Origin of the sequence: Polaromonas sp. JS666 (genome assembly GCF_000013865.1) — a bacterium.
In the GTDB taxonomy this organism is placed as follows: domain Bacteria; phylum Pseudomonadota; class Gammaproteobacteria; order Burkholderiales; family Burkholderiaceae_C; genus Polaromonas.
The window spans coordinates 4,123,453-4,143,871 of the sequence record NC_007948.1 but is presented as its reverse complement, the minus strand read 5'-3'; the positions used below and the strand labels follow the sequence as shown (position 1 = coordinate 4,143,871).

Sequence of the window (20,419 nt, the reverse complement as noted above, 5' to 3'; positions counted from 1 at the left end):
CGACCTGACCTCCGCAGTGCTGTGCGCGGCGGGGCCGGCGCTTAAATCTCGAAACGAATCCCCTGCGCCAGCGGCAGGCTGGATCCGTAGTTGACCGTGTTGGTGGCGCGGCGCATATAGGCTTTCCACGAATCCGAGCCCGACTCCCGGCCGCCGCCGGTTTCCTTCTCGCCGCCAAAGGCGCCGCCGATTTCTGCGCCGCTGGTGCCGATGTTGACATTGGCAATGCCGCAGTCCGAGCCGCACGCCGAGGTGAAGCGCTCGGCCTCGCGCAGGTCCTGGGTGAAGACGGCGGACGACAGGCCGTGTACCACTGCATTGTTCATGGCAATGGCTTCGTCGAAGTCGTCGTAAGGCACCACATACAGAATTGGCGCAAAGGTCTCGTGCAGCATGGGGCCGGCCTGCTCGGCCAGTTCCACGATGGCGGGCCGCACATAGTGGCCTGCACTACCACCGGCACCAGCACCTTCCTCGCGCTGGCCGAAGTGAACCTTGGCGCCCAGGCCCTTCGCGCTGGCCAGTGCGGTTTGCATGGCGTCAAAGGCGCGGCCGTCGATCAGCGGGCCGACCAGCGTGCCTTCCGTGAGCGGGTTGCCCACCGGCAGACGCGCGAACACCGACACCAGCCGCTCCACCAATGCCGCGTAGACGGAGCGGTGCACGATCAGCCGGCGCAGGCTGGTGCAGCGCTGCCCGGCCGTGCCGGCGGCGGCAAACGCCGCACCGCGCACCACCAGTTCCAGGTTGGCCGAGGGGCAGACGATGGCCGCGTTGTTGCCGCCCAGTTCGAGCAGCGAGCGTTTGAACTGCGCCGCGCAGGCCATGGCCACATTCTTGCCCATGGCGGTCGAGCCGGTCGCGCTGACCAGCTTGACCTGCGGATGGTTGACCAGCGCCTCACCGACGGAGCGCTCACCGATCAGCAACTCGCTCAGGCCGTCGGTATCCAGCCCCAATTCCTTCGCCGCGCGCAGCAGCAGGCCATTAAGTGCGACGGCCGACAGCGGCGTCTTCTCGGACGGCTTCCAGGCCAGCGTGTTGCCGCAGACCAGCGCCAGCGCGGCATTCCAGGCAAACACCGCCATCGGAAAATTGAAGGCCGAGATGATGCCGACCACGCCCACCGGATGCCAGGTCTCCAGCAGCTTGTGGTCGGGCCGCTCGCTGGCAATCGTCAGGCCGTAGAGCTGGCGCGACAGGCCGACCGCAAATTCGCAGATGTCGATCACTTCCTGCACTTCGCCCAGGCCCTCCTGCAGGATCTTGCCGGTCTCCAGCGAGATCAGCTGCCCGAGTTCCGGCTTGTGGCGCCGCACGGTTTCGCCGAAGGCGCGTACCAGTTCACCGCGCTTGGGTGCCGGCACATCGCGCCAGCTCAAAAAACGCTGGTGCGCGCGATTGAGTGCGGCATCCACTTCGGCCGGGCTGGTGGTGGCGAGACGCGCCAGCCGGCTGCCGTCAATCGGGGTGTGAACCTCAAGGGTCGCGGACGCCTGGCTGTTCAGGTCGGCGTGGATGCCCAGGCTTTGCAGCAGGGACGAAATGTCATTGGCGTGGCTCATGGTGAAGTCCTTTCGGGGAAATGTTGGCGTGATGATGGCGTATCGGCCGTGGCGGCAAGGCTGCGCAGCCCGCGGCCCAGGCGTTGCGCGCCTTGCAGCAGGGCGTCTGCACCGGGGTTGGCAAAACTCAGGCGCAGCCAGGGCTGTGCGGTGTTGTGAAGGCTGAAGGCGGCGCCCGGCACGGCCAGCACCTGGTGCTGCAGGCCGAAGTCCACCCACGCCTGCGACGGCATCAGTGGCAACGCGCTGGCAAGCCGGGCCCAGACAAACATGCCGCCCTGGGGCTCGCTGAATTCAAGCAGCCCGCCGCAATGTGCGTGCAGTGCAGCAGCCAGCGTGCGGGCCTTGGCCGCGTAGGCCTTGCGCAGCATGGCCAGGTGCTCAACCAGGCGGCTGGAGGCCAGCATCGCGGTCAGGGTCAGCTGCTCCAGTGAGCCGCTGTGCACATCGGCGGCCTGCTTGGCCAGCACGACGGCGCGCAGCACGTCCGGCGGCGCCATCAGCACACCCAGGCGCAGGGCCGGGGCCACCACCTTGGAATAACTCGTCATGTAGGCTACCTGCGCATGTGATCCGGTTTGCTGGTTGATCTGCGCCAGCGAGGGCGGTGGCGCCGCTCCAAACCAGAGTTCGCCATAAGGATCGTCCTCGATCAGTGTGACCTCGTGCCGTGCGGCAAGTTCCAGCAGGCGCACGCGCCGCGCCAGGGGCATCACGGCACCTGTCGGGTTGGCAAAGTTCGGAACCACATACAGCACGCGCGGCCGTGCGCTGGTCAAAACACTTTCGAGCCGCTCGACATCCAGCCCCTGGGCATCGGCAGGAACTTCCACCAGCTGCGCACCCGCAAAGCGGAAGGCCTGCAGGGCGGCCGGGTAGTTGAAGGACTCCACCGCCACGCCGGCGCCCGGCTCGACGAGAACCCGCGCCAGCAGGTCAATGGCCTGCTGCGAGCCGGTGGTGATCACCACTTGCTCGGCCTGGGCCTGCAGGCCGCGTTGTTGCAGCAGCTCGGCGCTGGCCGCACGCAGCGCGGGCAGGCCCTCGGTGGCACCGTATTGCAGGCTGTGCCCCTGCAGGCCGGAGGCCACGGCCAGCATGCATTCGCGCAGCCAGTCCGCCGGCAGCAGCGCGGGGTCGGGATGACCGCCTGCCAGTGAAATCATGCCGGGCTGTCCGGCCAGTGCCAGCATGGCACGAATCGGCGAGCCGCTGGCCTGCGCATAGAGCGGGCGGACCGGCGTGCGCGCGGCTGCGCTCATGGGTGAACCTCCGCGCTAAGCGCTCCGGTGTTCGCCTTGGGAGTGGCCTTGGGAGCGGCCCGGCGGCTCATGCGCGGGCCGCCGTCATGCCGAAAATGCCGGTGGCATTGCCGGCGTCAAAGGCCAGGTCGAGGCGGGTGCCTTGCGCCGGGTCATTGGCGGCAGGGCTCGCTTGCAGCTCGGCGCGGGTGATGAATTCATAAAACGAACCCGGCACGGCGCGCGTGACCTGGCCGGCGGGTGTGAGGAATTCGCGCTGCACCGTCGCCGCACGAAACGCCGTCTGGCGCACGCGGCCACTGGCCGAGACTTCGACCGCGTCCTTGATGGGGCGGCCCAGTTCGCGCTGGCGCCGGGCCACCGCATCCACATCGCCGACGCGGTCGGTCGCGTGGTTGAAGGCGTTGCCCTCGGTGGCGATCCAGGCCATTTCGGCAGACTCGGCTAGCAGCAGCTCATAGTCGTCCAGCGCAAACACGCCATGCTGGCGGTCAAAGCACTGGAGCATCACCGGCAGCAGCCGCAGCGCCTGTTGCAGCGGCAGCTTGCCGTCGCGCGCCAGCTGCTCCAGGTCCGCCACATCTTGCGGGCCCAGCGGGTCGCGCGAGGTGGACAACACCCGCGTAACGGCGGCCTGGAAGGGCACGGTGAATTGTTCGGGATGCAGTTCGGACACAAAGAACTGCGCGATCTCCTGCGGGAAATCCTGGTGGCACCAGGCGCGGCCGGTCATCTTCAGGCGCGGCAAGGGGTAGGTGCCCTCCAGCGTAAAACCCAGCGGGCGCAGCAGCCGCGTGAAGGCCGCTTCGCCCGGAGGCAAGGCGCCACTGGGCCAGCGCACGGTACGCAGCGCGCCGTGGTCAAAGACGACCTGGCGCTGTTGCCCGGCCACATCGCTGGCCATGTACTCTTGCGCCGCCGGCACCCGCTGCACCAACCCATGGAACAGGGCCATGTTCAGGGCCTGGGCCAGTTCGGCGCGCGTCACCGTGCCGGACACGCCGGACTGCAGGGCAGGATGAACGTACATCTGCTCATGGATGTGCTGCACGGCTTCGGGCGGCAGGCAGCTGGCAAGCAGGGTCTGGAGGTTGGTCATTGCGTGGGTAATTTCGACGGATGAAGACGGATGATTTCAGCGGGTAAATTCAACGGGTGGAAGCCGGATTTTCGGGAAATCACAGCCACTGCGCAAAGGATGTATTTCGATGCAGGCATGAGATATATTCATGCGATGCGCCGAAAAATCCCCTCCACCCAAGCCCTGCTGGCCTTCGAAGCGGCGGCGCACCGCGGCAGTTTTACGCTCGCGGGGCAGGACCTGTCGGTGAGCCAGAGTGCGGTCAGCCATCAGATCCTGGGGCTGGAGCAGGACCTCGATGTGAGTCTTTTTTTGCGCCTGCCGCGCCAGCTGGTGTTGACTGATGCCGGGCGCTCGCTGCTGTCGCGTGTCAGCCCGGCACTCGATGCGCTGGAAGCCGCGATGCTGGACCTGGCGTCTTCCAAGGGCGAGGGCGGCACGCTGGAGCTCGGCGTGGTGCCCACCTTCGCCACCAAGTGGCTGATCCCCCGCATGCCCACCTTCCTCAAGGCGCACCCGCATGTGACGCTGAACCTGTCGACCCGGCTGCTGCCCTTTGATTTTTCACTCACCGGCCTGGACGCGGCCATCCACTACGGCCGGCCCGACTGGCCGGGCACCGAGTCCGAGTACCTGATGGGCGAGGAAAGCGTGGTGGTGTGCAGCCCCGCGTTGATGAAAAAGCGCCAGCTGCGGCGCCCGGCCGACGTGCTTAAGTTCACGCTGATCCACCAGAGCACGCGCCCGCACGCCTGGCGCGACTGGCTGCAGCTGGCCGGCATTGACGACGCGCAGGGCGCCAGCACCGGCCCGAAGTACGAACTGTTTTCCATGATCGCCCAGGCCGTCAAGGCCGGGCTGGGCGTGGCCGTGCTGCCGCGCTTTTTGGTGGCCGACGAGATTGCCGACGGCACCCTGGCCGTGCCGTTTGACCTGTCATTGAGTTCCGACTTTGCCTACTATCTGGTGTGGCCCACGCAAAAGGCCAGCTGGCGGCCCCTGCTGCAGCTGCGCGAATGGCTGCGCGAACAGGCGGCGCCTTAAAGCGGCTCAGGCGCCGTCTGTAGGCGCCAGGCTTTGCGCCGGGCGGCGCAGCGTGCTGTCAAAAGGGTTGAGCTGCGCGCCGATGGCCGTGGCCTCGCGCTTGAGCAATTCCACCACCGTCGGCAGGCGGTCAGGGCTGAGCCGCGACGAGATCGTGCCGACGCTGAGCGCCGCCACGGCGCGGCCTTCACGGTCCAGCACCGGCACACCCACGCCGGCCATGCCGTCGAGCAAGCCGGTGTTGCGCCCGGCATAGCCCGTCTGGCGCACCCGCTCGATTTCGGTGCGCAGGTAGACCTCGTCATACACGCCGTACTCGCGCATGCGCGGCAGGTTGTAGCGAATCACCTCTTCGCGTTCGGACTCCGGCAAAAAGGCCAGGATGGCCAGGCTGCCCTGGCCCATGCCCAGCGCCACCCGGCCGCCGATGTCGCCGGTGAAGGAGCGGATCGGGAAGGGGCCTTCGCTGCGGTCCAGGCACACCGCGTCAAAGCCGCTGCGCACCAGCAAAAAGATGGTGTCGCCCAGGCTGGCGCACAGCCGCAGCATGGATGGGCGGCACAGCGCGCGCAAGTCCATCGAGTTGCCGGCCTGTGCGGCCAGCGCAAAAAAATCAATGCTCAGCCGGTAGAGCTTGGACGCGGCGTCCTGCTCCACGACGCGCTCGGCCACCAGGCTTTGCAGCAGGCGGTGGGTGGTGGCCTGTGTCAGCCCCGTGGCCTTGGCAATGTGCGTGATGCGCCCGCCCTTGGCCTGGGTGGCGGCCAGGGCCCGCAGGATGGCAAAAGCGCGCTGCACGCTGCTCGAGGCGCTGTCGTCCTCTTTTGGATTCTCTTTCATGGCATCTCTTTCATCGGAATGAATTTCATCCATATCTTATAGAAATTCCATTAAACGGAATAAATTAAATAAATATCTCTATATACGGAATAACCTATTGACGATTTTTTATGAGATGCCCTAGCATGAACGTCATCAAGGTGTCGCAAAGCAGCCTTGATGCGGCCTTCAGGCAGCCGGTCGCGGCGCTGATGTCCCTGCGGATTTCCCTGTGCATGCCTTCCTTGTTTGTGAGGTGTTCCTGATGTCTTTTCTGACCCTGGCGAATGTGAACAAGTCCTATGGCGCCACGCACGCCGTGATCGACATGAACCTGTCGGTGGAGAAGGGCGAATTTGTCTCGCTGCTCGGGCCTTCGGGCTGCGGCAAGACCACGACGCTGCAAATGATTGCCGGTTTTGCCGATGTCACCGCCGGCCGCATCACGCTCGATGGCCGTGACATCACCCACGCCAAACCGAACACGCGCGGCCTGGGTATCGTGTTTCAGAGCTATGCGCTGTTCCCCCACATGAGCGTGCACGACAACGTGAGCTTTGGCCTGGAGATGCGGCGTATGCCCAAAAACGAGCGCACCGAACGCGTCAAGGCCGCGCTGGCGCTGGTGCACCTGGAGGCGCACGCCACGCGCTACCCGCGCGAGCTGTCCGGCGGCCAGCGCCAGCGGGTGGCCCTGGCCCGCGCCCTGGTCATCGAGCCGCCGGTGCTGCTGCTCGACGAGCCGCTGTCCAACCTCGACGCCAAGCTGCGCGAGGAAATGCAGTTCGAGCTGCGGCAGATCCAGCGCAAGGTGGGCACCACCACCGTGATGGTCACGCACGACCAGACCGAGGCCATGTCCATCAGCGACCGCGTGGTGGTGATGGAGGCCGGCCGCGTCACGCAGATCGACCAGCCGCACCGCCTGTACGAACACCCGCAAACGCGTTTCATCTCCAGCTTTGTCGGCAAGGCCAACCTGCTGGAAGGCCGCGTCATCGCTACCGGTGCCTGGGCCACGGTGGACCTGGGCACGGCGTCGCTGGAGGTCCATGCGCCCGGCGCCGCCGTGGGCGACGCCGTGGTGCTCAGCCTGCGGCCCGAAAAAATCCGCCTCGTGCCCGAGACCCGGGGTCGCCTCGCGGGCGCGGTGTGCGAGCGCTTCTTCCTGGGCAGCCAGTGGCTCTACCAGGTAGACACCGCCGCCGGTGAGCTGGTGGTGGTCTGCCCCAACGATGGCGAAGTGCCTGCCGAAGAAGGCCAGCGCGTCGGCCTCGACTGGCCGGCCGGCCAGGTGCGCCTGTTGCCCGGCGCGCTGCATCTGCAAGTGCCTGCCGCACCGGCGACGCTGGAGGCCGTGGCATGAACGCGGCGACCCGTTTTCATTCCCTCTCCCCCTGGGAGAGGGTTAGGGTGAGGGTGTTCGCGCAGGCCGCTGGCCTTATAGCCGCCCAGGCCCTCACCCCTGTCCTCTCCCGGAGGGAGAGGGAGCAACACGGGGGCAAGCAGTGAACGCAACAACCATGGTGGGAGCTGCACCGAATGTTTCGCGGCCCTCGGCGGCCCGCGCACCATGGCTGCTGTCGGCGCCGGCCTTTGTGCTGTTTGCCTGCCTGCTGCTGGTGCCCCTGGCGCTCACGGCCGTGCTGTCCTTCCAGGTGTTCGACCACGCCACCGGCGTCAAGAACAGTTTCACGCTGGCGCATTACGCCGCGGTGCTGACGGACGACTACTACCACCGCATTTTCTGGCGCACCTTCTGGGTCTCGGCGCTCACCACGCTGATCTGCGTGCTGGTCGGCGCGCCCGAGGCCTATGTGCTCAGCCGCATGCGCAACCCGTGGCGCTCTGTCTTGCTGCTGGTGGTGCTGGCGCCACTGCTGGTGTCGGTGGTGGTGCGCGCATTTGGCTGGAGCATGCTGCTCGGGCCCGAGGGCGTGGTGAACCAGGCCGTGCGCGCCATGGGCCTGCCGCCCATGCGCATCCTCTACACCGAAGCCGCCGTGGTCATTGCGCTGGTGCATGTGATGCTGCCCTTCATGGTGATCCCGGTCTGGACCTCGCTGCAAAAACTAGACCCCGGCGTGGAAGATGCCGCGCTGTCGCTCAAGGCCTCGCATTTCACCACCGTACGCCGCATTATTTTTCCGCAGGTGCTGCCCGGCGTTCTTTCGGGCAGCCTGATCGTCTTCGGCCTGAGCGCCAGCGCCTTTGCCATTCCCGGCCTGCTGGGCGGGCGGCGCCTGAAGATGGTGGCCACCGTGGTGTACGACGAGTACCTGCACGAGCTCAACTGGCCGCTGGGCGCGGCGATTGCGCTCACGCTGCTGCTGGCCAACCTGGTGCTGATGCTCAGCTACAACCGGGTGCTCGAGCGCTCCTACAAAAAATCAATGGGTTAAGCGGGGTCTGCACCATGTCAAAAAACGGTCCCATCGCACTCATCTTCAACGCCCTCGTCATCGCCTTCATGATGGCGCCGCTCGTCATCGTTTGCGTGGTGGCCTTCACGCCCGAGAACACGCTGACCATTCCCACCACGCATTTTTCGCTGCGCTGGTTCAAGGCGGTGTTTGCCCATGCCGACTTTGTGCAGTCCTTCAAGAACAGCCTGTGGCTGGCCTTCCTGTCGGCCACGCTGGCCACGGTGCTGGCCGTGCCGGCGGGGCTGGCCATTGCGCGCCACAGCTTTCCGGGGCGCGACTTCCTCAACGGCCTGTTTCTCTCGCCGCTGATCATTCCGCACCTGGTGCTGGGGGTAGCGCTGCTGCGCACCTTTTCGCTGATTGGCGCCACCGGCAGCTTCTTCTGGCTGGCGCTGGCCCACGTGGTCGTCATCACGCCGTATGCGCTGCGGCTGGTGCTGGCGTCGGTAGAGGGGGGCGACCGCAGCGCGGAGCAGGCCGCCCTGTCGCTGGGCGCCAGCCAGGCCACGGTGTTCCGGCGCATCACGCTGCCGATGATTTTGCCCGGCGTGACGGGTGGCTGGCTGCTCGCCTTCATCAACAGCTTTGACGAAGTGACCATGTCGATCTTTGTCACCGCGCCGTCCACCGTGACGCTGCCGGTGCGCATGTACATGTATGCGACCGAGTCGATTGACCCGCTGATGGCGGCGGTCTCGGCGCTCATGGTCGCGCTGACGGCAGTCGCCATGCTGGTGCTGGACCGCGTGTACGGCCTCGACAAGATCCTCGTGGGGCACAAATGACCCTGGCCCCTGAAACTAAAACACCCCGTTCCCCAGGAAACACCGTGGCGCTTCTTCAACGCGTGGCCGAAACCGGCCGTACCCCGGTGGGCTTTGTGCTCAACGGCCAGGCGCTGATCGCCCTGGCCGGCGACACCGTGCTGACCGCCGTGCTCACCCACACGGCGCAGCTGCGCCGCAGCGAGTTCAGCGGCGAACCACGCGCCGGCTTTTGCATGATGGGCGCCTGCCAGGACTGCTGGATCACCACCGAGTCGGGCCAGCGCCTGCGCGCCTGCGGCACCTTCATTGAAGAGGGCATGCGCCTGGTGACCGGCGCGGAGGGGCACGAATGACAAAAGCCCTGCAACCCGTCATTGTGGGCGCCGGGCCGGCCGGCGTGCGTGCAGCGCAAACGCTGGTCGCGCACGGCGTGCGGCCGGTGGTCATTGACGAAGCACCGCGCTGGGGCGGGCAGATTTACCGCCAGCCGCCACCGGGCTTCACCCGCTCCAAACGCACGCTGTACGGTTTTGAAGCCGGCCGTGCCGAGGCGCTGCACAGCGCCATGGCCAACATTCTGGACCGCGTCGACTACCGGCCCGAGACGCTGGTCTGGAGCGCCGAAGGTGGCCGGCTTGATTTGCTTTGCCGCGGCCGCATGGGCACGCTGCCCTATGGCCAGCTGATCTTGGCCACCGGCGCAACCGACCGCGTCCTGCCGTTTCCGGGCTGGACATTGCCCGGCGTTTACACCCTGGGCGCCGCGCAGGTGGCGCTGAAGTACCAGGGCTGCGCCATCGGTTCGCGCGTGGTCATCGCCGGCACCGGGCCCCTGCTGTATCTGGTGGCCTACCAGTATGCGAAGGCAGGCGCCAGGGTGGTTGCCGTGCTGGACACCGCCAGTTTCAAGGACAAGGCGCTGGCGGCGCCGGCCATGCTGCGCCAGCCCGCTGTGTTTGCCAAGGGCGTGTATTACCTGGGCTGGTTGCGCGCGCACGGCGTGCCGGTGCACCAGGGCGTGCGGCTGGTGCGCGCCACGGGCGACGCGCGAGTCACGGCCATGCGCTGGCGCGCTGGCGCCACCGAGCACGAGCTGGCCTGTGATGCCGTGGGCTTTGGCTATGCCTTGCGCTCCGAAACCCAGCTGGCCGACCTGCTGGGCTGCCGTTTCAGCTACAACGCCCTGCAGCGCGCCGCATTGCCCGAACGCGACGGAGCGGGGCGCTCCAGCGTGCCGGGCGTGTACCTGGCGGGCGATGGGGCCGGCATCATGGGCGCTGACGCGGCCGAGTGGGCGGGCGAGCGTGCGGCGCTGGCATTGCTGGCCGATGCTGGCAAGGCCGTGGATGCTGTGGACGCCGCACGCGCCTCTGAGCTGGAAGCGAAGCTGGCGCGCACGGCGGCCTTTCGCGTCGGGCTGGAGCGAGCCTTTCCCTTCCCGCAGGACTGGGCCGCCAGCGCACCTGACGAGCTGGTGATTTGCCGCTGCGAAGAAATCACCGCGGGCGAATTGCGCCAATGCGTGCAGAACACCGGCGCGCGCGAGATGAACCGCCTCAAGGCGCTGACGCGCGTGGGCATGGGCCGCTGCCAGGGCCGCACCTGCGGCGTGGCGGCGGCGGAAATCCTGGCGCAGGCTTGCGCCGCCGCACCCGATGCGGTGGGCCGGCTGCGCGGCCAGGCGCCCATCAAGCCGCTGCCGTTCGCGGCCATGGCCCGGGCGAACGGAGAGGCCGCATGATGGAACGCATCTCTGCCGACGTCGCCATCATTGGCGGCGGCATCATGGGCTCGTCGGCCGCGCTGTTCCTGCGCCGCACGGGCCTGTCGGTGGTCCTGCTGGAGCGCGACCTCTGCGGCTCCCGCTCCAGCGGCGTGAACTATGGCGGCGTGCGGCGCCAGGGGCGGCCGCCCAGCCAGTTGCCGCTGTCGCAACGCGCGCAGGGCTTGTGGGCGCAGTTGCCGCAACTCATCGGCATCGACGGCGAATATCTGCGCTCCGGCCACCTCAAGATTGCACGCAGCGAAGCTGATTTGGCTGCGCTGGAAAGTTACCGCGAGCGCACGCAGGGCTTCGGCATGGACCTGCAAATCCTGTCGGCGCGGGCCCTGCGCGAGCGCTGCCCCTGGCTGGGCCGGGCGGCTGTGGGCGCGTCGCTGTGCCCGGACGACGGGCAGGCCAACCCGCGCCTGGTGTCGCCGGCCTTTGCGCTGGCCGCGCGGCGGCTGGGCGCGGATGTGCGCGAGCAGACATGCATCGACGAAGCGGCACACGACGGCACGGCGTTTGTGCTGCGCTCGGGCCATGCGCTGGAAGTGCGCGCCAGGCATTTGCTGAACTGCGCGGGCGCTTGGGCCGGCACCATCGCGGCGCAGTTTGGCGATGCGGTGCCCATGGAATCGGGCCACCCCGAGATGGCGGTGACCGAACCCCTGCCGGTGTTCCTCAACTTCAGCCTGGGCGTGGAAGGCGGCGGCGTCTATGCGCGGCAGGTGGCGCGCGGCAATTGCGTCATTGGCGGCGGCCGGGGCTATGCGCTGGACGAGCAGCGCGCCCGCGCCCAACGCAGCGGCATTGCCTCCCTGATGCAGCAGACCATTGACTTGCTGCCGGCCCTGCGCAACGCGCACATCATCCGCACCTGGAGTGGCACCGAAGGCTACTTGCCCGACCGCCAGCCGGTGCTGGGCCCCAGCGCCACCACACCCGGCCTGATTCATGCATTCGGTTTTGCCGGCGGCGGTTTTCAGCTGGGCCCCGCAGTCGGCGCCGTGCTGGCCGACCTGGTGCGTGACGGCCAGACCGCCACACCGATTGATGCATTTTCTGTTTCGCGTTTTTCCGAAAGCCCGCGTGTGGCAACCACCGGGCCTGTTCCTTCCGCCGTTGTCTAACCCCTCGATGTTTAACCTTGTTTCCAGGAGAACCCCATGAAGCTGCCCTCACGTTTCCCGTCCGCCCGCGCCACCGCGGTGTCCCTGGCCGTTGCGGCCGCCAGCCTGTCTGCCGGCCTGGCCATGGCGCAAACCAAAACGCTGTACATCGGCATGAACGGCGGCACGATGGAGAAAACCTACACCGGCCATGTGTTCGGCGCTTTCGAGAAAGCCAACAACGTCAAGGTCGTGGTGGTGCCCGGCACCTCGTCAGACATCCTGGCCAAGGCGCAAGCCAATAAAGACAACCCGCAAATGCACGTGATGTTCCTCGACGACGGCATCATGTACCGCGCCATCGGCATGGGCCTGTGCGAGAAGATGCAGCCCAGCCCGGCGCTCAATGACCTCTTCCCCACGGCCCGCTTCAAGGGCGACATGGCCGCCGGCGTCAACGTCGGCATGACAGGTCTGGCCTACAACAAGAAGATGTTCACCGAAAAAGGTTGGGCTCCGCCCACCTCCTGGATGGACCTGGCCGACCCCAAGTTCAAGGGCAAGGTCGTGTTCCAGTCGCTGTCGTCTTCCACCTTCGGCCTGCACGGCTTCCTGCTGTTTAACCGCATCCAGGGCGGCACCGACAAGAACGTCGAGCCCGGCTTCAAGGCCTGGCCCACCACCATTGGCCCCAATGTGCTCGAGTACATCCCCAGCTCGGCCAAGCTCGCCGAGATGGTGCAAACCGGCGAGGCCGCCATGTTCCCGCTGACGCCCACCGCCGTCGGTGTGCTCAAAGACAAGGGCCTGCCGGTCGAGTACGTACAGCCCAAGGAAGGCTCCGCCGTGCTCACCGTGGGCGAGTGCGTGATCGCCAAGAACAGCGAGCCCGCACTGGCCCACAAGCTGGCCCAGTACCTGCTGTCACCCGAAGCGCAAGCCGCCGCACTTGAGCACGGCGACCAGATTCCGTCCAACCCCAAAACCAAGGCCTCAGGCACCGCCGCCGCGCTGGTCAAGCAGATGAACGACTACATGAAGACGGCAGTCACGGTCGACTGGGACGCCATCAACGAAAACCGCCCGGCGTGGAATGCGCGGTGGAACAAGACGGTTGAGCGTTGAGTTGCTGATTCGGTGAGCGTGCGGCTGGCGGGTGAGGGCGGGGAGTTCGCGCCTTTCCTGCCAGTGGTGTCTGGTTGGCGCGCTTATCAGAATGAATTGGCGTTGAGGCCAGTATTTATGAGCATGGCATGCTACAAAAAAAGAGCGATTCGCTGCTGCAGCAGGAGTAGTGCCAATATGTACGTATCGATAGTTAGCGATAGAGGACTAAGTATCAATAGTCATTTACGGTAGCCTTCGACCATAAGCGGTGCGCCAGTACATCGCTGTCCGGAGAGATGGGCGCGGATGATGATCCATGAAACTGGCGGCTGTGTGTGCCAGAGCACTGCGTCGGCAGAGCGAGGCGCAATTGCGGCCAAGCTGGCCGGGCCGACTTAATCTCGGCCGAGACATCGTGCGCGTGCTCCAAGTTGAGCGGTAGCGCCGGCTGTATCACAAAGGCGTATCGAAATCATTCATGCGAGCGGGAGCGCTGCTACCCAGGACACCTTGCGTCCTTGGTGAAAAACAACAACAATCACACAATTTTATGTGTTTCCATCATAAAATCCTGTGCGATTGGCTTGTACTGGTCTAAAACGATGACCTATGACGAATTTCTCGCTGAATTAGGCAAAGCTGGGCTGAGTGTCAGGGCCTTTGCCGACCTGATCGGCATGAACCCGAACTCGGTGTCGAACTACGCCAGCGGCGGTGAGGTGCCTCGACATCTGGCCGTCATTGCCGTGCTGCTCGCAGAAATGAATGTCCGGGGAATCGCTTTTCAACCCGCCATTGGGCGAGTTAGTGCGAATCGAAAGAAGCCGCGCGGCAGAGGCAGGCGTGGCCGCTTTGGAGGCGACAAACAGGAGCAGCTGGAACTGGAGTCATAAGGGCTTGGGAGGTCCAGCGGTGTGGTCGTACGAGAATTGATGATGAAGGCTGAATAATGACAAAAATTAGCAAGCGGGCAGGCGATGCCAGCGAGTCAAAGCTGGTGAATTCCTTCTTTGCGGGTATCCGTTTGATCATGGCTACGCGCATGTACATGTACACACGATCATCAACTCGAAGCTAAATGCAAAGTACAGAGTGGATGTATTCGAGGTGCTTACAGACAACTTCCAGCGCCCCCAGGGACTAGATGCAGCTATGGCTATATGGATCGAAGCAAATCGTGAGCATCTGCTTTTGTCTTGGCGGCAATGCAAGCGCGGAGCAAATCCGTTGAGGCTAGGCTGATATGTCAAGTCGGAGCGCCTGGTTTCAAGTTAGCCGACCGGCTTCGAAAGTCCTTCATTGGGATCGTTGCCGGTAGTTGCGCCATGCATGAAAGCCACGATTTTTTCTTCGAGGCCATCCCGCTTGCTAATCTCACATTCCCAGAGCTCGAGAACGGTCCAGCCTAGCTGGGCAAGCGCTTCGAGGTTGTGCGCATCGCGCGCTCGGTTCTTCTCTATTTTCGGTAACCAGTAGGTCTCGTTCGACTTGGGCTTAGTGGCGAGCCGGCATGTGTGCCCGTGCCCACCATGCTCTCGACCTTTAAACCCACCATCTATATCCAGGTCTCACCGGAACGCCTGACTGTCAGGAATGCGAAGACTGGAGAAACGATTTCGGAATTGCCCGAGGTTGCCATTGCGCAAGGTGCCAGGCCCAAGATAGTTGGCGTTGGTGCGGAAGCACGCAGCCGGCAGTCTTTGTCGGTGGAGGTGGTCAACCCTTTTGCGCATCCCCGCTCGCTGGTGTCGGATTTCACAGTCGGTGAACAATTGCTCAAGGCCTTTTTGCGGCGGCTTCGGACGAACTCAATATTCGCTCCGGCTCCAAGGGTGGTGTTGCATCCGCAGGGTGACCCGGCGGGTGGCTTCACGCAAGTTGAAATTCGCGCGTTTCATGAAATGGCGCTCGGAGCAGGCGCGTCTGAGGCGGTCGTGTGGCAAGGCCGCAGCCTCACGGATCAGGAGCTCCTTGCCAGAGACTTTTCAAGTGGAGGGCAACGGCTTTCATGAATAACGGGTTTAACTGGTCATTCGCGTGCCGACCGCGTTCGGCGTCTGCTCAATTTCGGCATCAGGCCGCACCAAATGCATTCGCTGCAACCATCATTTGAGCGCGCCTGGCGCGACATTGGCGCCCAGTCCGGCGGCGCATCGTTGTTCGAGGCGCTTGCTGCCGCCTATTCCGAGTCGCATCGCAAGTACCACACGCTCCAGCATCTCACCGAGTGCCTGCAGACGTTCGAAGCAGTTCGTCCGCTTGCGCAAAGACCTGCGGAAGTTGAACTTGCGCTGTGGTTCCATGATGCCATTTACGACGTCAAGCGTGGCGACAACGAAGCGCAAAGTGCTGACTGGTCCATGCGGGAACTTGAGGCGGCATCGGTGCCACCGGACGCAGTCAATCGCGTGCACGATCTTGTCATGGCCACACGGCACACAGAGGTTCCAACCTATGGTGACCAGCAACTGCTTGTCGATGTGGATCTGTCCATTCTCGGAGCGCCAGACGAGCGATTCAAAGAGTATGAGCGGCAGATTCGGGACGAATACTCCTTCGTTCCGGGCTGGATATTCAGGCGCAAGCGTCGTGCGATCTTGAAGTCATTCCTGGACAGACGGCGCATCTACAGCACAGACCACTTCCACTTGACCCTGGAGCAGCGAGCCCGTGAGAATCTCTCTCGTGCCAATTCCGGGAATGCGGGCTAGCTCCAATACGGTGCAGTTAAGCCCTTGCCCCTGGTTTGTCATCCCGGACTTGATCCGGGATCCATGGATTGCGGGTCAGGCCCGCAATGACAAGTCAAGGTTTTGGTCATTCCGATCCAGGGTGAATAACTTAACTGAACGATATTGGGGCTAGCCCGAAGATCATTGTCATGCCGGGCTTTGAAACCTGTGTTGCGTTACAACTTTCGTCGTGCGCGCACCGAGGGCAGAATTGCAGTACCGTACGAGTTCAGTCCACTGGCGTCGCGCCGCAACGGGCTCTATTCGTGATCGATAACCCGTGGGGCGCTGGCGTCTTGGGTTGACCATCCGGCCACACGCGCAACCCGGACAGGTGCAAGAAGCTGCGCCAGCTGGTTAACGCGAATGTTGGGCATCATCATCCAAATTTGAAGTCGATCATGATCCAGAAGACCCCGCCTTTAGAGTACCTTGGCTCCACTTCAAAGGGAGAAAAGGGAGAACCAAGGCGTCGGTGATTTACAGACGAATCTGGAGCTCAAGGGCCGCGCAATTGCTGCTCGGCCACGCAAGCTCAAAAGCAGCGCTCGATGTTGATTTATATTCTAATAAACGTTAGAGTGTTTGTATGAGACAAATCAAAGACCATCTTTACGAGCAAGTCGCGCGCATAGGAAAGGCCGTTGCCAGCCCCAAGCGTCTGGAGCTTATCGAGTTGCTCTGCCAGGGCGAGAAGGCTGTCGAAATGCTCGCGACGCAGGCTGAAATCAGCGTCAAGCTCGCCAGCGCCCATTTAAGGGAGTTGCGTCTGGCGCGACTCGTAGAGACGCGCAAGGAAGGCAAGTACGTCCTGTATCGCCTGGCCAGCACCAGCGTGGCCGACCTCTGGGTGAACCTGCGCTCCGAGGCCGAGGAGCGTTTGGTCGAGCTGCAGGTTGCGTTGGCGTCCATCGTCGAGCACGGCGATGAACTGGAGGGCGTGGACCGAGCTGACATCATGAAGAAAGCCAAGGCCGGTGAGGTCCTCGTCCTGGACGTACGGCCAGCGGTGGAATTCACCAGCGCACACTTGCCGCGCGCCAGGTCCTTGCCGGTGGACGAACTCAAGAAGCGGCTGAATGAGCTCCCGAAAGATGTGCCCATCGTCGCATACTGCCGCGGCCCTTTCTGCCTGATGGCCAAGGATGCGGTCGAGCTGCTGCGCAAAAAAGGCTACCGCGCCTTCCACCTGACCGACGGTGTGGCCGAGTGGCGCGCCCGTGGCCTGCCTGTCGAGCAAGCAACGTGAGGCTTTCGCATGAACACATTGCTCATCCTGAACGACGCCCCTTACGGTAGTGAACGTACTTACAACGGGGCGCGCCTGGCCGGTGCACTGGCCAGGCAGCCAGGCAACGAGGTTCGCGTCTTCCTTATCGGTGACGCCGTACCCACTGCGCACCGTCTCCAGAAGGTACCCACCGGCTTCTACAACCTTGAAGTGATGCTCGGTTCGGTGGTGAGCCACGCGGGCGTCATCGGCGTCTGCGGAACCTGCATGGATGCACGCGGCATCAGCGTCGACGACCTCATCCAGGGCTCGCATCGCAGCAGCCTGGACGAACTCACCCAATGGACTACCTGGGCCGACAAGGTCCTGGTGTTCTGATTCAGGATTCAGGAGACAGACATGTTCTTTAGACAACGAGCGGCGGAGAGCGCCACCCTCTCTTATTTCTTTGGATGCGCGAGCCTGGCAAAGGCGGTAGCCGTTGACGTGGTCGCTGGCGACGAGGACTGGTTCATCGCCGAGGCCGAGAAGGCAGGCGTCAGGATTGCTCACGTCATCGACACCCATGTTCATGCCGACCACTACTCGGGTGGCCCCGCGCTGGCACGGCGGGTCGGCGCGCCGTATTACCTGCACGAGAGCAACAAGGGACGGGTCATGTTCGAATTCGCGCCCGTCAAGGACGGCCAGCGCCTCGAGGCTGGCAACGTGGTGGTCGACATTCTGCATACCCCGGGGCACACGCCAGACAGCATCTGTCTGCTGGTACGAGACCTGCGCCGGGGCGACGAGCCCTGGTTCGTCATCACCGGCGACACCTTGTTCGTTGGCGCCGCAGGACGACCGGATTTGGCGGGCCGCGAGCGGGAGATGGCGGGTCAACTGCACGATACCTTGCATGCCAAGCTGCTGACCCTGCCTGCCGACCTCGAAATCTTTCCTGGTCACCAGGCCGGCAGCGCCTGCGGTGTCGGCCTGTCTGGCAAGCCCTCATCGACCATCGGTTTTGAGAGGCGCTTCAACCCCATGCTCTCGATGTCTCGCGAAGCATTCGTCAAGGCGCTCACGGCCGACATTCCGCCGCAGCCTCAGGACATGGCCCGCATCGTAGAGGCCAACCTGCATGGCAGGGCACCGGAGCCGGCGCACGCCTGAGCTGACCGCAGATGAAATACGGCATCCGCGCCAATCTGACCCAAGTCCTGCAGCAACTGCTGCAGGTACTGCTCGTGGGCATGACCATAGGGATGATGCGTAACGTCGTCCCGGCGCTGGCCGAAACGGAGTTTGGCGTGCCGCGCGGCTCCTTCATGTTGCTGGTCGCCTTCGTCGTCGCCTTCGGATTCGTCAAGGGCGCAATGAACTTCGTCGCCGGTCGTCTGGCCGAACGCATTGGTCGCCGGCAAGTGTTGCTGGTGGGCTGGTTGGTGGCGCTACCGATTCCGCTGCTCGTCTACTTCGCCACTTCGTGGAGCTGGATTGTCATGGCGACCATCCTGCTGGGTGTCAACCAGGGCCTGACCTGGTCAATGACTCAGACGTCCAAACTCGACATCACCCGCGCGGACCAGCGCGGACTGGTTATCGGACTCAACGAGTTTGCTGGTTATGTCGGTGTCGCCATTGCCGGTGTGGTGACAGGCTATGCCGCCTCGCTGCTGGGCCCGCGCGAAGGTCTGCTGTGGTTTGGGGCTGCCGTTATCGGTCTGGCCACGCTACTGGCCTGGATGGGCGTGGTGGAGACGCTGCCCTGGGCCCATGCCGATGTCAAGCGCCACGCTGCAGCACCCTCGGCGCAAACTCTCCGGCCGCGCTACCCGACGGGCATCAGCGAACGACCGACAACTCGGGAAATGTTTGTCCTCATGAGTTGGCGTGACCGCCGCATGGCAGCGCTGTGCCAGGCGGGCATGGTCGAGAAGTTCGTCGATGCACTGGTCTGGGCGTTCTGGCCGGTTTATCTGCACCAGCAAGGGGTCAGCCTGACCGGCATCGGCTGGATAGTCGGTGTCTACGGCTTCACTTGGGGCGGGGCGCAATTCTTCACCGGCAAGCTGTCCGACCGGGTCGGCCGACACCGCCTGAACGTCTGGGGTATGTGGTTGTGCGGCGCCGGTGTCGCGCTGCTGCCGCTAGGCCACGGCTCGGCGTGGTGGATCGCCTCGGCCGCGATTGCGGGACTGGGCATGGCGATGCTGTACCCGAACCTCAGTGCGGCGGTGGCCGACATCGCCCACCCCACCTGGCGGGCATCTGCCATCGGCATCTATCGCTTCTGGCGCGACCTGGGTTACGGCATTGGCGCCTTGGGCCTGGGTGCAGCCGCAGCCCTGGGCGGACGCATAGAGAGCGCTTTCTGGTTCGTCGCCGTGGCCATGCTGCTGTCCGGTGCTGTGCTTTACCACTGGGGCGAAGAGACTCACCCCCGGCTTAACCCCGCGCACTGATTCGCCCAAATCTCACTTCCAACCCGGGGGCATCCCGTGATCCCGAAGTCGCTCACCATGTGCTCGCGCCGTTTGGCCGTATCCGCCGCCCCAAAGCTGCCATTGCCCAGGCGTGCAGACGAGCATCAATGACAAAAAACAAAGCCCGGCGTCGCGCAGACGACTGCCTTCGCCAATTTCCTGCTTCACACTATTGGGTCATGAATAAACACCCTTTTGACCAGGCCCTCCGGCTGGAAGCCGCCGGCAGTGACCGGCCCGACACCTGGCTGGGCGCCAGCAGCCCGGCTTACTGGAACATGGTGGGCCCGTTTGGCGGCACCACCGCGGCGACGGCCTTGCAGGCGATCTTGCGGCATCCGTCCCTGCTGGGCGAGCCGATAGCCCTGACCGTGAACTACGCCAGTGCCATGGCTGAAGGGCCGTTCAGCATCACGGCCACACCCGTGCGCACCAACCGCTCGACGCAGCACTGGACGGTGGAGCTGCTGCAGGCCGATGCGTCTGGCGCGGAGGCGGTGGTGATGACGGCGACGGCGGTGACGGCCGCGCGGCGCGAAACCTGGAGCGCGAACGACACGCCCATGCCCGCTGTCGGGTTTTTAGATACCTTGCCTCGGCTGCGGTTCGGCTCGTCCGAGTGGACCCGCCGCTACGACATCCGCGTGGCGCGCGGCATGATTCCAGAGGTCTGGGATGGCAGCTGCCAAGGCGGAGAAAAAGGCGGTGAAGAGGGCGGTGAAGGGGGCAGCCTGACGCAGCTCTGGGTACGCGACGAGCCGCCGCGCCCGCTGGACTTTCTCGCGCTGACGGCCATGGCCGATGCGTTTTACCCCCGCGTCTGGCTGCGCCGCGCGACCCGGGTGCCGGCCGGTACGGTGTCGATCACGGTGTACTTCCATGCAGACAGCCGGCAGCTGGCGCAAAGCGGCGAGGGGCATTTGCTGGGCCAGGCGCGGGGCCAGAACTTCCGCAACGGCTTTTTTGACCAAACCGTGCAGGTCTGGAATCAGGCGGGCGCCCTGCTGGCGACCAGCAGCCAGATGGTGTACTACAAGGAATAA

At 64.4% G+C, this 20,419-nt stretch carries 20 protein-coding genes; 16 read left to right on the top strand and 4 right to left on the bottom strand.

The genetic code is table 11. The annotated features are described in order from the left end of the window. Window positions 1-41 precede the first annotated feature (41 nt). From BPRO_RS19740 to BPRO_RS19730, 3 genes are all read right to left on the bottom strand, one after another. Window positions 42-1,565, bottom strand: a complete 1,524-nt coding sequence (locus tag BPRO_RS19740) for an L-piperidine-6-carboxylate dehydrogenase (protein WP_011484836.1) — start codon at window positions 1,563-1,565, stop codon at window positions 42-44. Continuing rightward, a complete protein-coding gene (locus BPRO_RS19735; protein ID WP_011484835.1) occupies window positions 1,562-2,827 on the bottom strand; it encodes a PLP-dependent aminotransferase family protein in 1,266 nt (421 codons plus the stop codon). Before BPRO_RS19735 ends, BPRO_RS19740 begins: the two co-directional genes overlap by 4 nt. A 67-nt stretch (window positions 2,828-2,894) precedes the next feature. Next, the gene (locus BPRO_RS19730) at window positions 2,895-3,926 is read right to left on the bottom strand and encodes a DUF1338 domain-containing protein (protein WP_011484834.1); all 1,032 of its coding nucleotides are present in this window, start codon (window positions 3,924-3,926) and stop codon (window positions 2,895-2,897) included. Window positions 3,927-4,043: 117 nt separating this feature from the next. Here BPRO_RS19730 and BPRO_RS19725 point away from each other — a divergent pair, with 117 nt between their 5' ends. After that, complete coding sequence (locus BPRO_RS19725; RefSeq protein ID WP_232291436.1) at window positions 4,044-4,952, top strand: LysR family transcriptional regulator; 909 nt, start codon at window positions 4,044-4,046, stop codon at window positions 4,950-4,952. A 6-nt stretch (window positions 4,953-4,958) separates the two neighbouring features. On the opposite strand, the gene BPRO_RS19720 is transcribed toward BPRO_RS19725, so the two are convergent. Continuing rightward, on the bottom strand, window positions 4,959-5,792 hold the full coding sequence (locus tag BPRO_RS19720; RefSeq protein WP_041390073.1) for an IclR family transcriptional regulator: 834 nt from the start codon (window positions 5,790-5,792) through the stop codon (window positions 4,959-4,961). 244 nt (window positions 5,793-6,036) lie between these two features. Between BPRO_RS19720 and BPRO_RS19715 the strand changes: the two genes are divergently transcribed. From BPRO_RS19715 to BPRO_RS19640, 15 genes are all read left to right on the top strand, one after another. Further along, window positions 6,037-7,137, top strand: a complete 1,101-nt coding sequence (locus tag BPRO_RS19715; protein ID WP_011484831.1) for an ABC transporter ATP-binding protein — start codon at window positions 6,037-6,039, stop codon at window positions 7,135-7,137. 157 nt (window positions 7,138-7,294) lie between these two features. After that, window positions 7,295-8,173, top strand: a complete 879-nt coding sequence (locus BPRO_RS19710) for an ABC transporter permease (protein WP_011484830.1) — start codon at window positions 7,295-7,297, stop codon at window positions 8,171-8,173. Between the two features lie 14 nt (window positions 8,174-8,187). Continuing rightward, entirely contained in the window at window positions 8,188-8,982 is a 795-nt protein-coding gene (locus BPRO_RS19705; protein ID WP_011484829.1) for an ABC transporter permease, read from the top strand. Further along, window positions 8,979-9,317, top strand: coding sequence for a (2Fe-2S)-binding protein (locus tag BPRO_RS19700; RefSeq protein ID WP_011484828.1), 339 nt, complete (start codon window positions 8,979-8,981; stop codon window positions 9,315-9,317). Before BPRO_RS19705 ends, BPRO_RS19700 begins: the two co-directional genes overlap by 4 nt. Further along, window positions 9,314-10,705 (top strand): NAD(P)/FAD-dependent oxidoreductase, encoded by a 1,392-nt coding sequence (locus tag BPRO_RS19695; protein ID WP_011484827.1) that lies wholly within the window; start codon window positions 9,314-9,316, stop codon window positions 10,703-10,705. The genes BPRO_RS19700 and BPRO_RS19695 overlap by 4 nt, the downstream gene beginning before the upstream one ends. Next, complete coding sequence (locus BPRO_RS19690; RefSeq protein WP_011484826.1) at window positions 10,702-11,859, top strand: NAD(P)/FAD-dependent oxidoreductase; 1,158 nt, start codon at window positions 10,702-10,704, stop codon at window positions 11,857-11,859. Before BPRO_RS19695 ends, BPRO_RS19690 begins: the two co-directional genes overlap by 4 nt. Window positions 11,860-11,895: 36 nt before the next feature. Further along, complete coding sequence (locus BPRO_RS19685; protein WP_011484825.1) at window positions 11,896-12,963, top strand: ABC transporter substrate-binding protein; 1,068 nt, start codon at window positions 11,896-11,898, stop codon at window positions 12,961-12,963. A gap of 503 nt (window positions 12,964-13,466) precedes the next feature. Beyond that, the gene (locus BPRO_RS19680; protein WP_232291435.1) at window positions 13,467-13,838 is read left to right on the top strand and encodes an XRE family transcriptional regulator; all 372 of its coding nucleotides are present in this window, start codon (window positions 13,467-13,469) and stop codon (window positions 13,836-13,838) included. A gap of 636 nt (window positions 13,839-14,474) precedes the next feature. After that, on the top strand, window positions 14,475-14,957 hold the full coding sequence (locus BPRO_RS19670; protein WP_011484823.1) for a rod shape-determining protein: 483 nt from the start codon (window positions 14,475-14,477) through the stop codon (window positions 14,955-14,957). A 75-nt stretch (window positions 14,958-15,032) separates the two neighbouring features. Continuing rightward, entirely contained in the window at window positions 15,033-15,656 is a 624-nt protein-coding gene (locus tag BPRO_RS19665) for an HD domain-containing protein (RefSeq protein ID WP_011484822.1), read from the top strand. Window positions 15,657-16,266: 610 nt separating this feature from the next. Next, a complete protein-coding gene (locus BPRO_RS19660; protein WP_011484821.1) occupies window positions 16,267-16,926 on the top strand; it encodes an ArsR/SmtB family transcription factor in 660 nt (219 codons plus the stop codon). A gap of 9 nt (window positions 16,927-16,935) precedes the next feature. Then, a complete protein-coding gene (locus tag BPRO_RS19655) occupies window positions 16,936-17,286 on the top strand; it encodes a DsrE/DsrF/TusD sulfur relay family protein (protein ID WP_011484820.1) in 351 nt (116 codons plus the stop codon). A gap of 21 nt (window positions 17,287-17,307) precedes the next feature. After that, window positions 17,308-18,063 (top strand): MBL fold metallo-hydrolase, encoded by a 756-nt coding sequence (locus BPRO_RS19650; protein WP_011484819.1) that lies wholly within the window; start codon window positions 17,308-17,310, stop codon window positions 18,061-18,063. A gap of 11 nt (window positions 18,064-18,074) precedes the next feature. Next, entirely contained in the window at window positions 18,075-19,355 is a 1,281-nt protein-coding gene (locus tag BPRO_RS19645) for an MFS transporter (RefSeq protein WP_011484818.1), read from the top strand. 200 nt (window positions 19,356-19,555) lie between these two features. Beyond that, window positions 19,556-20,419 carry an acyl-CoA thioesterase gene (locus tag BPRO_RS19640; RefSeq protein WP_041390072.1) on the top strand — a complete coding sequence of 288 codons (864 nt, stop codon included), beginning with the start codon at window positions 19,556-19,558 and terminating at the stop codon, window positions 20,417-20,419.